This is a genomic window from Streptomyces sp. NPDC052043, assembly GCF_044548235.1.
In the GTDB taxonomy this organism is placed as follows: domain Bacteria; phylum Actinomycetota; class Actinomycetes; order Streptomycetales; family Streptomycetaceae; genus Streptomyces.
On the sequence record NZ_JBIUBT010000010.1, the window covers coordinates 80,656 to 93,934 of the forward strand.

At 71.7% G+C, this 13,279-nt stretch carries 14 protein-coding genes; 6 read left to right on the forward strand and 8 right to left on the reverse strand.

What is annotated here, in order from left to right; genetic code table 11:
* Window positions 1-69: 69 nt before the first annotated feature.
* The 6 genes from alr to ACIHCX_RS24465 all read right to left on the reverse strand — a co-directional run bounded on the left by alr (window position 70) and on the right by ACIHCX_RS24465 (window position 5,318).
* Window positions 70-1,305, reverse strand: a complete 1,236-nt coding sequence (alr, locus tag ACIHCX_RS24440) for an alanine racemase (RefSeq protein WP_400032874.1) — start codon at window positions 1,303-1,305, stop codon at window positions 70-72.
* A 202-nt stretch (window positions 1,306-1,507) separates the two neighbouring features.
* Complete coding sequence (locus ACIHCX_RS24445; protein ID WP_400032876.1) at window positions 1,508-2,953, reverse strand: NAD(P)H-hydrate dehydratase; 1,446 nt, start codon at window positions 2,951-2,953, stop codon at window positions 1,508-1,510.
* A gap of 69 nt (window positions 2,954-3,022) precedes the next feature.
* Window positions 3,023-3,394 (reverse strand): holo-ACP synthase, encoded by a 372-nt coding sequence (locus tag ACIHCX_RS24450; RefSeq protein WP_400032878.1) that lies wholly within the window; start codon window positions 3,392-3,394, stop codon window positions 3,023-3,025.
* A gap of 111 nt (window positions 3,395-3,505) precedes the next feature.
* Window positions 3,506-3,970, reverse strand: a complete 465-nt coding sequence (locus ACIHCX_RS24455) for a type II toxin-antitoxin system VapC family toxin (RefSeq protein ID WP_400032880.1) — start codon at window positions 3,968-3,970, stop codon at window positions 3,506-3,508.
* The gene (locus ACIHCX_RS24460) at window positions 3,957-4,778 is read right to left on the reverse strand and encodes a hypothetical protein (RefSeq protein WP_400032882.1); all 822 of its coding nucleotides are present in this window, start codon (window positions 4,776-4,778) and stop codon (window positions 3,957-3,959) included. Before ACIHCX_RS24460 ends, ACIHCX_RS24455 begins: the two co-directional genes overlap by 14 nt.
* Window positions 4,779-4,904: 126 nt before the next feature.
* Window positions 4,905-5,318 (reverse strand): ATP-binding protein, encoded by a 414-nt coding sequence (locus tag ACIHCX_RS24465; RefSeq protein ID WP_400032884.1) that lies wholly within the window; start codon window positions 5,316-5,318, stop codon window positions 4,905-4,907.
* Between the two features lie 156 nt (window positions 5,319-5,474).
* Here ACIHCX_RS24465 and ACIHCX_RS24470 point away from each other — a divergent pair, with 156 nt between their 5' ends.
* From ACIHCX_RS24470 to ACIHCX_RS24485, 4 genes are all read left to right on the forward strand, one after another.
* Window positions 5,475-6,326 (forward strand): helix-turn-helix domain-containing protein, encoded by an 852-nt coding sequence (locus tag ACIHCX_RS24470; protein WP_400032886.1) that lies wholly within the window; start codon window positions 5,475-5,477, stop codon window positions 6,324-6,326.
* An 8-nt stretch (window positions 6,327-6,334) separates the two neighbouring features.
* The gene (locus ACIHCX_RS24475; RefSeq protein WP_400033301.1) at window positions 6,335-6,535 is read left to right on the forward strand and encodes a DUF397 domain-containing protein; all 201 of its coding nucleotides are present in this window, start codon (window positions 6,335-6,337) and stop codon (window positions 6,533-6,535) included.
* Window positions 6,536-6,567: 32 nt separating this feature from the next.
* Entirely contained in the window at window positions 6,568-7,239 is a 672-nt protein-coding gene (locus ACIHCX_RS24480; RefSeq protein WP_400033303.1) for a formylglycine-generating enzyme family protein, read from the forward strand.
* Between the two features lie 196 nt (window positions 7,240-7,435).
* Window positions 7,436-8,167, forward strand: coding sequence for an aminoglycoside 3'-phosphotransferase (locus ACIHCX_RS24485; protein ID WP_400032888.1), 732 nt, complete (start codon window positions 7,436-7,438; stop codon window positions 8,165-8,167).
* A 55-nt stretch (window positions 8,168-8,222) separates the two neighbouring features.
* On the opposite strand, the gene glmS is transcribed toward ACIHCX_RS24485, so the two are convergent.
* Together glmS and ACIHCX_RS24495 are read right to left on the reverse strand one after the other, a co-directional pair.
* Window positions 8,223-10,070, reverse strand: a complete 1,848-nt coding sequence (gene glmS / locus ACIHCX_RS24490; RefSeq protein ID WP_400032890.1) for a glutamine--fructose-6-phosphate transaminase (isomerizing) — start codon at window positions 10,068-10,070, stop codon at window positions 8,223-8,225.
* 100 nt (window positions 10,071-10,170) lie between these two features.
* On the reverse strand, window positions 10,171-10,953 hold the full coding sequence (locus ACIHCX_RS24495) for a hypothetical protein (RefSeq protein ID WP_400032892.1): 783 nt from the start codon (window positions 10,951-10,953) through the stop codon (window positions 10,171-10,173).
* Window positions 10,954-11,171: 218 nt separating this feature from the next.
* On the opposite strand from ACIHCX_RS24495, the gene coaA reads away from it, so the two are divergent.
* Window positions 11,172-12,140 carry a type I pantothenate kinase gene (gene coaA, locus ACIHCX_RS24500; RefSeq protein ID WP_400032894.1) on the forward strand — a complete coding sequence of 323 codons (969 nt, stop codon included), beginning with the start codon at window positions 11,172-11,174 and terminating at the stop codon, window positions 12,138-12,140.
* A gap of 16 nt (window positions 12,141-12,156) precedes the next feature.
* Window positions 12,157-13,110: a DUF389 domain-containing protein gene (locus tag ACIHCX_RS24505; RefSeq protein ID WP_400032896.1), complete on the forward strand. Its 954-nt coding sequence runs from the start codon at window positions 12,157-12,159 to the stop codon at window positions 13,108-13,110.
* Window positions 13,111-13,279: the final 169 nt, after the last annotated feature.

The following is a 13,279-nucleotide window of genomic DNA, read 5'->3' on the forward strand; positions in this document are numbered from 1 at the left end:
TCCCGGTGGGTGGGGAGGGTGCCGCCGCCCCGCGCGGGGTGCCGTGCCGCGGCCGGGTGTCCGCGTGGTTCAGCCGTCCCGCGTGTCCCGCTCCCCGCCCTCTGCCCGCTCCGGCCGCTCGTCGACCGCGCCGACCTCGTCGACCTCGTTGACGTAGACGCGAGGGACGCGCGTGCCGATGCGCGTGACGATCTCGTACGCGATGGTGCCGGCGGCCTGCGCCCAGTCCTCGGCGGTCGGTTCGCCGCGGTCGCCGGGGCCGAAGAGCACGGCCTCGGAGCCGATCTCCGGCTCGTCCCCGCCCAGGTCGACCACGAACTGGTCCATGGCGACCCGTCCCGCGACCGTACGCCACTTGCCGCCGACCAGGACCGGCCCGGTACCGGAGGCGTGGCGCGGGACGCCGTCCGCGTAGCCGACGGGCACCAGGCCGAGGGTGGTCTCGCCGGGGGTGGCGTAGTGGTGCCCGTAGCTGACGCCGTGGCCGCCGGGCACGTGCTTCACGAGGGCCAGTGAGGCGGACAGGGTCATGGCGGGGCGCAGCCCGAAGTCGGCCGGGGTGCCGAGTTCGGCGCTGGGCGAGACGCCGTAGACGGCGATCCCGGCGCGGACGAGGTCGAAGTGGCTCTCGGGGAGGGTGAGCGCGGCGGGCGAGTTGGCGATGTGCCGCACGTCCGGGCGCAGACCGCGCTGTTCGGCGTGGGCGATCATGTCGCGGAAGAGGGCGAGCTGCGCGGCGACGGAGGGGTGGCCCGGTTCGTCGGCGCAGGCGAAGTGGGACCACAGCCCGGTGACCCGGATCAGCCCCTCGGCCTCGGCGCGCAGCGCCTCGGCGACGAGTTCGGGCCAGTCGGCGGGCTGGCAGCCGTTGCGGCCGAGTCCGGTGTCGGCCTTCAGCTGCACGCGTGCGGGACGGCCGGCCTGCCGGGCGGCCTCCCGGACCTCCGCGAGGGCCCACATGCCGCTCACGGACATGTCGAGGTCGGCCTCGATCGCCTCCCGCCAGGGCCCGCCCGGCGTCCACAGCCAGCACATGATCCGTGCCCGTGCGGGCGACAGACCGGCGGCGCGCAGGGCGAAGGCCTCCTCCGGCGTGGCGGTGCCGAGCCAGGTCGCCCCGGCTTCGACGGCCGCACGGGCGCACGGGACCGCGCCGTGGCCGTAGGCGTCGGACTTGACGACGGCCATGACGGCGGCGCCCGGCACGCGGCCGCGCAGGGCCCGCACGTTGGCGCGCACGGCGGCCAGATCGATCTCGGCACGGGCACGCAGCGGCGCCGTCGGTGGGTGTGCTGTGTCGTTCATCGCGCCCCCAGTGTCTCAGAGCCACCGGACGGCCTTTCGAGAACCGGGTCGGTGACCAACCCGCCCGCGTACCACAAGTCGCCCCTTCGACCCACCGTCACACCCCGTCGGCACCACGTCCGCGGCCCGTCCGCAGCTCAGCCCCGCACATCAGCGGCCCGTCCACGCCCCGCCCGCGGCCCGTCCGCGGCCCGTCCGCGGCTCAGTCGCGCACGTCCCGCACGTCCCGCCAGGCCAGCGGGATGGCCTCCGCCACGTCGTGGGCGCCGATCGGGGCGCCGTGGGCGGCGAGGCGGCCGGCCAGCCCGTGCAGATAGGCCGCCGCGCTGCCCGCGTCGCGGGCGCGGAGACCGGCGGCCAGCAGGGAGCCGGAGAGGCCTGACAGGACGTCACCGCTGCCGGCGGTGGCGAGCCACGGCGTGCCGGTCGGGTTGACCCGTACCGGGCCTCCGTCCGGGTCGGCGACGAGTGTGGTGGAGCCCTTGAGGAGCACCGTGGCCCGGTAGCCGGCGGCGAGTTCGCGTACGGAGGCCAGCCGGGCGCCCTCGACCTGCTCGCGGGACACGCCGAGCAGGGCTGCGGCCTCCCCGGCGTGCGGGGTCATCAGGGTCGGGGCGGTACGGGCGCGTACGGCGTCGCGGTCGGCCAGCCGCAGCCCGTCCGCGTCGATCAGTACGGGCACGTCGGTCTCCAGCACCTCGGCCACGGTGGCCGCGTCGTCCCCGGCGCCCGGTCCCACCACCCACGCCTGCACGCGGCCCGCCTTGTGCGGCCCCTGGTCGGACACGAGCGTCTCCGGGAAGCGGGCGATGACCGCGTGCCCGGCCGGCCCCACGTACCGCACCGCGCCCGCCCCGCCGCGCAGCGCGCCGGACACGGCGAGCACGGCCGCGCCCGGGTAGCGGGCCGAGCCCGCCGCGATGCCGACGACGCCCCGCCGGTACTTGTCGCTCTCGGCGGCGGGCCGCGGCAGCAGCGCGGCCAGGTCGGCGTGCTGGAGCGCCTCCAGTTCGGGTTCGGCGGGCAGCTCGGGGCCCAGGCCGATGTCGACGAGGCGGACGGTGCCGGCGTACTCGCGGGCCGGGTCGACGAGCAGCCCGGGTTTGTGGGTGCCGAAGGTGACGGTCAGGTCGGCGCGCACGGCGGCGCCCAGCACCTCGCCGGAGTCCGCCTCCACCCCGCTCGGCAGGTCCACGGCGACGACGGCCGCCCCGGAGCGGGCCGCGCGCTCGGCCAGCGGCGCGGCGTCGGCGCGCAGGCCGCCCTTGCCACCGATGCCGACGATGCCGTCGACGACGAGGTCGGCCCGGTCGATCGCCTCCTCGGCGCCGCCGGCCGGGGCCACGCCCCCGCCCGCCCGGCGCAGCGCGGCGAGGCCCGCGGGGTGGGTGCGGTCGGGCGCGAGCAGCACGGCGGTCACCCCGGCGCCGCGCCGGGCCAGCCGGGCCCCGGCGTACAGCGTGTCGCCGCCGTTGTCGCCGCTGCCGACCAGCAGCACCACCCGGCGCCCGTACACCCGCCCGAGCAAGTCCGCGCTCGCGGCTGCGAGTCCGGCGGCGGCCCGCTGCATGAGGGCGCCGTCGGGGAGCCTCGCCATGAGCGCGCGCTCGGCTGTCCTGACCGTCTCAACGCTGTACGCGGTACGCATGCCGTCGAGTCTGCCCCGGATCCGTCCGGTCCCGCACGCGGACCCGGCGGGCGCGCCGGCGCCGGGGCGTCAGCCCTCCGCGACCACCACGGCCGAGGCCACTCCCGCGTCGTGGCTCAGGGACACGTGCCAGGAGCGGACGCCCAGTTCCGCGGCCCTGGCGGCGACCGTGCCGGTCACCCGCAGCCTCGGCCGGCCGGAGTCCTCGACGTAGACCTCCGCGTCGGTCCACAGCAGTCCGGCCGGCGCGCCGAGCGCCTTGGCGAGCGCCTCCTTGGCGGCGAACCGGGCGGCCAGCGACGCCATGCCCCGGCGACCCCCGCCGGGCAGCAGCAACTCGCTCTCCACGAACAGCCGCTTCGCCAGCCCGGGCGTCCGCTCCAGCGACGCCGCGAACCGATCGATCTCGGCCACGTCGATACCGACCCCGATGATGCTCATGCGGAGCACCTTACGGGCCGCACCTCACCTACCGCAGTGCTCCCGAAGCGTGTGCACCACCAGGGCGTTGGCCTGCCCGTGCCCGGCGTTCACCACGTCACGTCCTCACCGTCAGTCGGCTCCAGAGGCCGGGAACAGCCCTGCGCCGCCGAACTCGAACGGCGTCCGCAGCAACACGCCCTGGCACACGTCTCCCGGCGCGAAGTCGCGGAAGTTGCGCGACACGTAGACCTCGGCCCGGGCGAGGATCGCGCACCCCAGGTGGATCGCGTCGAGCCCCTTGATCTTCGGCTTCTCGGCAGTGATGTCGTTGGCGATGAGGCCGACCCGGCGGGTCACTTCCACCAGCGTGATGTAGGGCTCCTGGAGCAGGGTCCGGATATGGAGCCGATGGACACTGGCAGTGGTGCCACGCGCCTCGGCAAGAGTGACGGTGGATGTGTAGAGCCGCACATACCCGGCTTTGGCGGCCCGCAGCATGCTTTCGGCCTCGCGCGCGCTGCCTGTGCCCTGCGCCCAGTCGATGAAGCAGTTGCTGTCCAAGTAGACCGACTCGGGGCGGTCAGTTTCCCCCACGCAGAGCCTCCACATAGTCCACCGCGTCCTGGCCGCCGGTCATGTCCGGCCAGAACCCCGCCCGCAGCTCGTCGTCCGAGAGCTGCGGCTCTGTCGGAAGGAGCTCGATCTCCGTCGCACGCACCTGCACCACCTGCCCGTGTGCGTTCTCGGTGATCTCGCCGGTGACCTCCACCCGGTCACGCCGCCAGGCCCGCCGCAGCTCGGTGTCCAGATCATCACCGAAGTAGACGGGAATCACTTCCCCTCCGACCTCGGTGCGCAGCACCGCCCGGGGACGGCGGTGCTTTCCCTCCACCAGCCCGCTGAGACGTCCCCGCCGCGAACCGAACATGCGCAGGCGGGCACGCGTGGCGGCTTGCAGGTTGAACGCGGTCCTCTGTGTGACCTCAGCCGTCCGGACTTCGACGCCGTCCGCACGTACCGCGACGAACATGCCAACATCCGGCGATGCTCCGAGGGAGCGGGCGACCTGTTGCCCCAGCGACGCCGCACGGGCGGTCCAACCGGTCGGAATGCGTTCTGCGATCTCGGCTTCGCCCAGCCCGGCCACGGCGGTACGCAGCACCCGTTCCACGACCTGGTAGTCGGAGTGCTCGGCGATGCGCAGCGGCTCAAGGACACAGGTCACGCTGCCCAGCCTGAGTTCGTTGAAGGACCAGCGGGTGCCATGGCGGCTCGACTGCGCGGTCTCACTGTTCTCCAGCTCGCGCAGCAGCGACAGCACACTCTGCACGGTGCGCAGCGACTCCTGGGCGTCCATGCCGGCGTGCGGACCCCGTAGCCTCAGTTCGAGCTCAACGCTCATGCCGCACCTCCTCCCCCTCATGGGCTAGCGACGTCACGGTACTCAGAGCCCGACTCCATGGTGCCGCTCACCCTCCACGTTTTCACCCGGAAGAGACGCCGTCGAGGAGGGGAGACGGCGCCTCCACTACGCGGCGACCAGTTCGCACCACACGACCTTGCCTCGGTTGCCCTCCCGCGCCAGCGGTTGCCAGCCCCACAGGTCCGCGCAGGCCCGGACCAGCGCCAGCCCCCGCCCCTCCTCCGACTCGGCCACCCGCTCCAAGGGCACCGGCGGCTCCGGGGGTGCGGGGTCGGCGTCCCACGCCCCGATCCGCAGCACCCCCGCGGCCCACCGCAGCCGGAGCGCGGCGGGCCCCTTGGTGTGCCGTACGGCGTTGGAGACCAACTCGGTCGCGAGCAGCTCGGCCACGTCGACCAGACGGATCAGCCCGTGCATGGTGAGGATCAGCCGGAGGGTCCGTCGGCTGACGGTTACGGCGCGGAGGTCGTTGGGGATGTAGAGGCAGTATTCCCAGGGTTCGGCAGCGGTTTCAGGCATGGCTCAACTCCGTTCGGGTGGCGAGGGTCGCAAACCGCTCCGCAGCGTGTGCGTTGCGTGACCGACGGTAGGGCTAATTATTTAAGTTCTGCAAGCCGGTCGCGTAGTCTGCCCCCGAACGAGTCGCGCAGGCGGACGTGTTGGGAGGAGCAGGCGGTGGCGTTGAGACACAGCCCAACGGCACGTCAGATGCGGCTGGCCATAGAGCTACGAAGACTCCGCGATGGTGCCGGCCTCACATCCCGCGAGGCGGCAGCACTACTCGGCGTGAGCCCCGCGCAGATCAGCCAAATCGAGGCCGGCCTCGCCGGCGTGAGCGAGAAGCGTCTGCGCCGGCTCGCAGCCCACTACGCCTGCACGGACGACGAGTTCGTCAATGCCCTCGTCCTCCTGGCCACCGACCGGACGCGCGGCTGGTGGGAGAAGTACGGAGGCATGCTTCCGACGATGTACTTGGACCTCGCCGAACTCGAACACCACGCCACGTACCGGGCTGACGTCGAGTTCCTCTACATCCCCGGCCTCCTCCAGACGGAGGACTACGCCCGTGCCGCCTTCTCCTACCAGGTACCAGCGCTACCCGAGGACGAGGTGGCTTTGCGGGTCCGGCACCGTATGGACCGCAAGGTCGTCATCGACGGGCCGACTCCCGTCCCGTACAAAGCAGTGATCCATGAGGCGGCGTTGCGTATCAGGGTCGGCGACCGCACTGCTGCACGGACCCAACTCGTCCGTGTGCTGGAGCTGTCCGAGGCGGACCACGTCAGCGTGCGGGTCGTCCCCTTCGACCTGGACGGTTTCGCGGGGGCCTGGAGCAACATGATGCTGGCGGGCGGCGCTGTACCCAGGCTGGACACAGCCGTTCGCGATGCACCCCACGGCACGGCATTCATCGATTCCGAGGCACAACTCAGCGTCTTTCGAACGCTCTTCCGTAAAGTGGAGGAGGTATCACTCGACCCCGACCGATCGCGTGACTTCATCCACAGGCTGGCCAAGGAATTGTGAGGCTCATCGTGACCACCCCGGTCAACTGGCGAAAGTCGTCCTACTCCGGCGGCGGCGAGGGCAACAACTGCGTCGAGATCGCCAGCTCCCCCACCCACATAGCCATCCGAGACTCCAAGACCCCTGCCCGTGCCACCCTCACTTTCCCGGCCGGAGACTTCACCGCCTTCGTCAAGGCCCTGAAGAGCACCGGCTTCCCGGAAGGCTGAGGCCTGCCGTGAGGACGCGCACGAGCAGTGGGATGGTCGCCGTCCCGCCGGGGCGGGTGACGCTGTCGGACCGCCGGACACAGCGGAGTTGGCCGGTCGACGTCGCGCCGTTCTGGATGTCGGCGTTCCCGGTCACGCAGGCGCTGTACGCACAGGTCATAGGTAAACGGCCGAGCACCGCCCATGGGGACCAGCTGCCCGTCGAAGGTGTGTCCTGGTGGGACGCGGTCCGGTTCTGCAATGCGTTGTCCCGGTCCGAGGGGCTGACACCCGCCTATCACCTGGGAATCCAGGACGACGAGTCGGCCGAATGGGACACCTCCGCCGACGGGTACCGGCTGCCGACCGAGGCCGAGTGGGAGCACGCGTGCCGTGCCGGTTCCACGGGCCCGCGGTACGGCCCGCTCGACGAGGTCGCCTGGTACCGGGGGAACTCGGACGAGCGGATCCACCCGGTGGGCGGCAAGCGACCCAACCGGTGGGGCCTGTACGACATGCTGGGCAACGTGTGGGACTGGTGCTGGGACGTCTACGACGCCGAGGTGTACGGCGCCTACCGGGTGCTCCGCGGCGGCGGCTGGTCCGACCAGCACTGGAGCTGCCGGGCGTCCGTACGGCGCCGCAGCCACCCCACCTTCCGGATCGACGACGTGGGATTCCGCATCGCGCGGCTGATCCGCCTCCGCCCCGGCACATATCTCTGAAACCGCAGAAACTGAACCGGTTTGGTGTCCTCGGTTCCGCGCACCACCCCCGTCGGCAGGGTTGCCGGCGGGAGGGTCCGGAAATGTTTGTCCGAGCACCGGCCAGTCCGGCGAGAATGAGCGGATGATCGCTACGTCGCCTCAGGGACCCGTCGAACCTCCTCGTGTCGTCATGGAGCTCGCGGCGGGAGGGCCGGTGCGAGCCGTGTGGAAGAACGAACTCGGTGGTCTGACGTTTCAACTGGGCCTGGGCGACACACGGCGGTTCGTGAAGTGGACACCGGCCGGCAGCGGTATCGACCTCTCGGCCGAGGCGGCACGCCTGCGCTGGGCAGCGAGGTTCACAGCGGTGCCGCACGTACTCGACGAGGGCGCTGACGAAACCGGTTCCTGGCTCGTCACACGCGGCCTGCCCGGACGCATGGCGGTGGACGACCGTTGGAAGGGCGACCCCGCCGCCGCGGTACGCGCGATCGGCAGCGGGCTACGCGCGTTCCATGACGCGCTGCCCGTGGTGGACTGCCCGTTCGACTGGTCCGCCGGAACGCGCCTGGAGACCGTGCGGTCACGAGCGGCGGCGTGTCGGATCGATCCGGCAGACTGGCATCAGGACCTTCAGCACGTCGGCACCGTGGAGCGCGCCCTCGGGGTGCTCCACGACATCCCGCCGGCCGACCGGCTCGTCGTCTGCCATGGCGACGCCTGTGCTCCCAACACCCTGGTCGGGGACGACGGCACGTGCAGGGGACACGTCGACCTCGGCGCGCTCGGTGTCGCCGATCGCTGGGCGGACCTCGCCGTCGCCACGTGGAGTACGCAGTGGAACTACGGCCCAGGGTGGGAGGAGCCGCTGCTCGACGCCTACGGAGTCGAGCAGGACCGGGACCGGATCACGTACTACCGGCTGCTGTACGAACTGTCAGCCTGAGCACCGCGTCGCGCGGCGATGTGGTGCGGTTCGGCCGGGCGCCGGAGCGTGAGGGTTACTCCACCGTCACCGACTTCGCCAGGTTGCGCGGCTGGTCCACCTCGTTGCCCCGCGCGGTGGCGAGTTCGCAGGCGAAGACCTGCAACGGGACCGTGGCGACCAGCGGTTGGAGCAGCGTCGGGGTGGCCGGGATGCTGATCAGGTGGTCGGCGTACGGGGCGACCGCCTCGTCGCCCTCCTCCGCGATCACGATCGTGCGGGCACCCCTCGCGCGGATCTCCTGGATGTTGGAGACGATCTTGTCGTGGAGGAGGGACCGGCCCTGCGGGGACGGCACCACCACGACCACCGGCAGGTCCTCGTCGATCAGCGCGATCGGCCCGTGCTTCAGCTCGCCCGCCGCGAAGCCCTCGGCGTGCATGTACGCCAGCTCCTTGAGCTTCAGGGCGCCTTCGAGGGCGACCGGATAGCCCACGTGCCGGCCGAGGAACAGCACCGTGTCCTTGTCCGCGAGCGAGCGCGCCAGTGCCCGCACCGGCTCCATCGTCTCCAGGACCCGCTCCACCGCGCCGCCGATCTGCGACAGGTCGCGGATCACCACCTGGATCTCGTCGCCCCACTTGGTGCCGCGGACCTGGCCGAGGTACAGCGCCACCAGGTAGCAGGCGACCAGCTGGGTCAGGAAGGCCTTGGTCGAGGCGACCGCGACCTCCGGGCCCGCGTGGGTGTAGAGGACCGCGTCCGACTCGCGCGGGATGGTGGAGCCGTTGGTGTTGCAGATGGCCAGCACCTTGGCGCCCTGCTCCCGGGCGTGCCGAAGCGCCATCAGCGTGTCCATGGTCTCGCCGGACTGGGAGATGGCGATGACGAGGGTCTGGGCGTCCAGGATCGGGTCCCGGTAGCGGAACTCGCTGGCGAGTTCCACCTCGCACGGGATCCGCGTCCAGTGCTCGATGGCGTACTTGGCGATCATGCCCGCGTGGAAGGCCGTACCGCAGGCGATGATGACGACCTTGTCCATCTCACGCAGCTCGGCGGCGGAGATGCGGACCTCGTCCAGCGTCAGGAAGCCGGCCGCGTCGATGCGGCCGAGGAGCGTGTCGGCGACCGCCTTGGGCTGCTCGGCGATCTCCTTGAGCATGAAGTAGTCGTAGCCGCCCTTCTCCGCGGCCGCCGCGTCCCAGTCGACGTCGTAGGAGCGGACCTCGGCGGGCCGCCCGTCGAACCCGGTGACCGTCACCCCGTCCCGGCGCAGCTCCACGACCTGGTCCTGGCCCAGCTCGATCGCGGAGCGGGTGTGGGCGATGAACGCGGCGACGTCGGAGGCGAGGAAGGCCTCGCCCTCGCCGACCCCCACGACCAGCGGGGAGTTGCGGCGGGCGCCCACGACCACGTCCGGCGCGTCGGCGTGCACGGCGACCAGCGTGAACGCGCCCTCCAGGCGGCGGCACACCAGCCGCATGGCCTCCGCGAGATCGGCGCTCGACGAGAACTCCTCGGCGAGCAGGTGCGCCACGACCTCGGTGTCGGTCTCGGAGTACAGTTCGTGCCCGCGCTCGGCCAACTCGGCCCGCAGCGCGGCGAAGTTCTCGATGATGCCGTTGTGGACGACGGCGACCCGACCGGAGTTGTCCAGGTGCGGGTGGGCGTTGCCGTCGGTGGGCCCGCCGTGGGTGGCCCACCGGGTGTGCCCGATGCCCGTGGAACCGGTCGGCAGCGGCCGGTCAGCGAGTTCCTTCTCCAGGTTGACCAGCTTGCCGGCCCGCTTCGCCGCCGCCAGCCCGCCGTCGGCGAGCACGGCGACACCGGCCGAGTCGTAGCCCCGGTACTCCAGGCGCTTCAGACCGGCCGTCACGACGTCGAGCGCCGACTGCGTCCCCACGTATCCCACGATTCCGCACATGGGCGGCAGCCTACGGGCCCACTCCCGCCGAAAGCGGCTACTTCGTGCCCGAAATCGGAGATTCCCACCGGGGCAGGAAGGGCCCCGGTGGGTCTCCCGGTCACTTCAGCTTGGCGAGCTGCGCGTCGACGATCTCCGTGGGGAAGTCGAAGTCCTCGCCCGAGGCGAGCGACGCGAGGTTGACGGCGGGGAAGTAGGCCAGGGTGGCGCCCTTGCGGACGACGACGCCCTTCACCGGCGCCTTGACGCCCTCGGCGTTCAGGGTCTGCGTCACGGCGAACGCCTCGTCGGAGCCCCCGGGCGTCTGGGTCACGGCCACCTTGTCGATCCCGGTCTTGTTGCCGGCCGCGGTGTAGGAGTACCCGCCGGCGCACTTCCCGGCGGCCGTTTGAAGGTCCTTCATCGCCTGCTCGGCGCCGCCGTCGTCGTAGGAGGCGAGGGTCACGACGACCTTCGACCGGTCGAGTCCGGCCAGCAGGACGGCCTGGGGGTCGGCGCCCGCCGCGGGCTTCTGCGCGTCGCCCAGCCACGACCGCTTCACGGTGGCCGCGGGCGTGCCCACGTAACTGCCGGCCTGGAGGAGGGCGAGCGGCGTGCAGGCGGTGTCGCCGGTCGTCACCTTGTCCTGTGCGACGTCGTCCGTCGCCGGCACCTTGACGGTGACCTTGCCGGTCCTGACGTCCGCCTGGGCGAGCGCGGCCTTCTCCAACTCGGCGGCGTCGAGCGCCTTGGCCGGGGCGGCAGTCTTGTCGGCCTGCGCGGTGCTGCCGTCACCGGCCTTCCCGTCTCCGCTGCCGGAGGAACCGCCGCAGGCGGTGGCGAGCAGGACCAGAGCGGCGGTGGACGCGGCGAGCGCGGTACGGCGGACCACGGGGGAACTCACGGAAGGGCACTCTTTCTCTTCACGACCGGCGGACGGTCTCCGCGGCGGGTTACCGCGCACCCTACGTGCCGCGAACCCGATGATGATCATGAATCGGCCGCCCGGTGCCCGACCGTGACACCGACGTGACCCGCGCTCCCCCGCCGACGTGACACACCCCACCCCGCACGCCGTTCAAACTCCGTTCACAATGGAATGTGATCTCTCCGGTCTCCTCGATGCCCCGGAGCGCCCACCGGTCCCGGCCGGAGGCGACTCCCTACGTCGACCTCACCCGCGCCGAATGGAGCGCGTTGCGTGACAAGACGCCACTGCCGCTCTCCGCCGCGGAGGTCGAACGGCTGCGCGGTCTCGGCGACGTGATCGACCTCGACGAAGTGCGCGACATCTACCTCCCGCTGTCCCGGCTGCTCAATCTCTACGTCGGCGCCACGGACGGGCTGCGCGGCGCGCTGAACACGTTCCTCGGCGAAAAGGGGTCCCAGTCGGGCACGCCCTTCGTGATCGGCGTGGCCGGTTCGGTCGCCGTGGGCAAGTCGACCGCCGCCCGGCTGCTCCAGGCCCTGCTGTCCCGCTGGCCCGAGCACCCCCGGGTCGAGCTGGTCACCACCGACGGGTTCCTGCTGCCCACACGGGAGTTGGAGGCGCGGGGGCTGATGTCGCGCAAAGGGTTCCCGGAGTCGTACGACCGGCGGGCCCTGACCCGGTTCGTCGCCGACATCAAGGCCGGCAAGGACGAGGTGACCGCGCCCGTCTACTCCCACCTCATCTACGACATCGTCCCCGACGAGAAGCTGACCGTACGGCGGCCCGACATCCTGATCGTCGAGGGCCTGAACGTCCTCCAGCCCGCCCTGCCCGGCACGGACGGCCGCACCCGGGTCGGACTCGCCGACTACTTCGACTTCAGCGTGTACGTCGACGCGCGCATCGAGGACATCGAGCGGTGGTACCTGGACCGGTTCGGCAAGCTGCGCACGACGGCCTTCCAGGACCCGTCCTCGTACTTCCGCAAGTACACCCAGGTGTCCGAGGGGGAGGCCCTCGACTACGCCCGCACGATGTGGCGGACGATCAACAAGCCGAACCTGGTGGAGAACATCGCCCCCACCCGGGGCCGTGCCACGCTCGTGCTGCGCAAGGGCCCCGACCACAAGGTGCAGCGGTTGAGCCTGCGCAAACTGTGACGTCTACGCTGCCGCCATGCTGCATCTGCGCCTGATCACACCGTCCGAACAGACCGACGACGTGGTGCGTCTGATCGAGACAACGGTCGGCACCGCGCACCTCGTCGTGCTGCCCTCCGCCGCCCGCAACCCGGCCGGTGACGTGGTCCTGTGCGACGTCGCGCGCGAAGCCGGCGACGAACTCCTGAACGGACTGCGGGCCTTGGGGATCGAACGGAGTGGCTCCATCTCCGTCGAGAGCCCTGATCTGACGCTCTCCGACCAGGCCGAGCGGGCGGAGAAGGCCGCCCCAGGCGAGGCCGCGGACGCGGTGCTGTGGGAGGAACTGACCGAGGCCACGCACGAGGAGTCGACCCTGTCGGTCACCTACCTCGCGTTCCTCACGCTGGCCACCATGATCGCCGCCTGCGGCGTGGTGCTCGACAACGCCGTCCTGATCGTCGGCGCGATGGCCGTGGGACCCGAGTTCGGCCCCCTGGCGGGCATCGGCACGGCACTCGTGCAGCGGGCCCCGCGGCTGGCCCTGCGCTCGCTGATCGCTCTGCTGGCCGGGTTCGCGCTGGCCATGGCGGTCACGGCGGGCTTCGCTGTGTTCATGGACGCCGTCGGGCTGTTCAGCAAGGCGAAACTGGAGGGCGCCCGGCCCAACACCGCCTTCGTCTACGCCCCCGACGCGTTCTCCTTCGTCGTGGCCGTCCTCGCCGGAGCCGCCGGCACGCTCTCGCTGACGTCCGCCAAGTCCGGCGCCCTGATCGGCGTGGCCATCTCGGTGACCACGGTCCCGGCCGCCGCCAACGCGGCCGTCGCGCTCGCCTACGGCGACACCGCCCAGACCAGGGGCTCGACGGTCCAGCTCCTGCTGAACATGCTCGGCATCGTCCTGGCCGGCACGCTCACACTGCTCGCCCAGAAGTGGTTCTGGGCGAGGCAGCGCGAGCGCCTGGCCAGGGCCGGCCAGAGCATGCTCTGAGACCGGCGGGGACTGCCGGCCGAGCGGGCGGGGACTGCCAGGGCCTGTTGCGAAAGTCCCGCCTGCCTCGCGACGCCATGCACGCACTCTCGCCGCACCGGGCCCTGACCCAAGTACATCCAGTACGAGAGCCAGGGCCCGGCACGCCGAGAGCACGCACCTGACGCCG

Excerpts from the sequence above, each read along its gene's own strand:
- coaA (WP_400032894.1), top strand. The coding sequence starts at position 11,172 with ATGCCCCGGAGCGCCCACCGGTCCCGGCCGGAGGCGACTCCCTACGTC.
- ACIHCX_RS24505 (WP_400032896.1), top strand. The coding sequence starts at position 12,157 with ATGCTGCATCTGCGCCTGATCACACCGTCCGAACAGACCGACGACGTG.
- ACIHCX_RS24445 (WP_400032876.1), bottom strand. The coding sequence starts at position 2,953 with ATGCGTACCGCGTACAGCGTTGAGACGGTCAGGACAGCCGAGCGCGCG.
- ACIHCX_RS24465 (WP_400032884.1), bottom strand. The coding sequence starts at position 5,318 with ATGCCTGAAACCGCTGCCGAACCCTGGGAATACTGCCTCTACATCCCC.
- ACIHCX_RS24480 (WP_400033303.1), top strand. The coding sequence starts at position 6,568 with ATGGTCGCCGTCCCGCCGGGGCGGGTGACGCTGTCGGACCGCCGGACA.
- alr (WP_400032874.1), bottom strand. The coding sequence starts at position 1,305 with ATGAACGACACAGCACACCCACCGACGGCGCCGCTGCGTGCCCGTGCC.
- ACIHCX_RS24450 (WP_400032878.1), bottom strand. The coding sequence starts at position 3,394 with ATGAGCATCATCGGGGTCGGTATCGACGTGGCCGAGATCGATCGGTTC.
- ACIHCX_RS24460 (WP_400032882.1), bottom strand. The coding sequence starts at position 4,778 with ATGAGCGTTGAGCTCGAACTGAGGCTACGGGGTCCGCACGCCGGCATG.
- glmS (WP_400032890.1), bottom strand. The coding sequence starts at position 10,070 with ATGTGCGGAATCGTGGGATACGTGGGGACGCAGTCGGCGCTCGACGTC.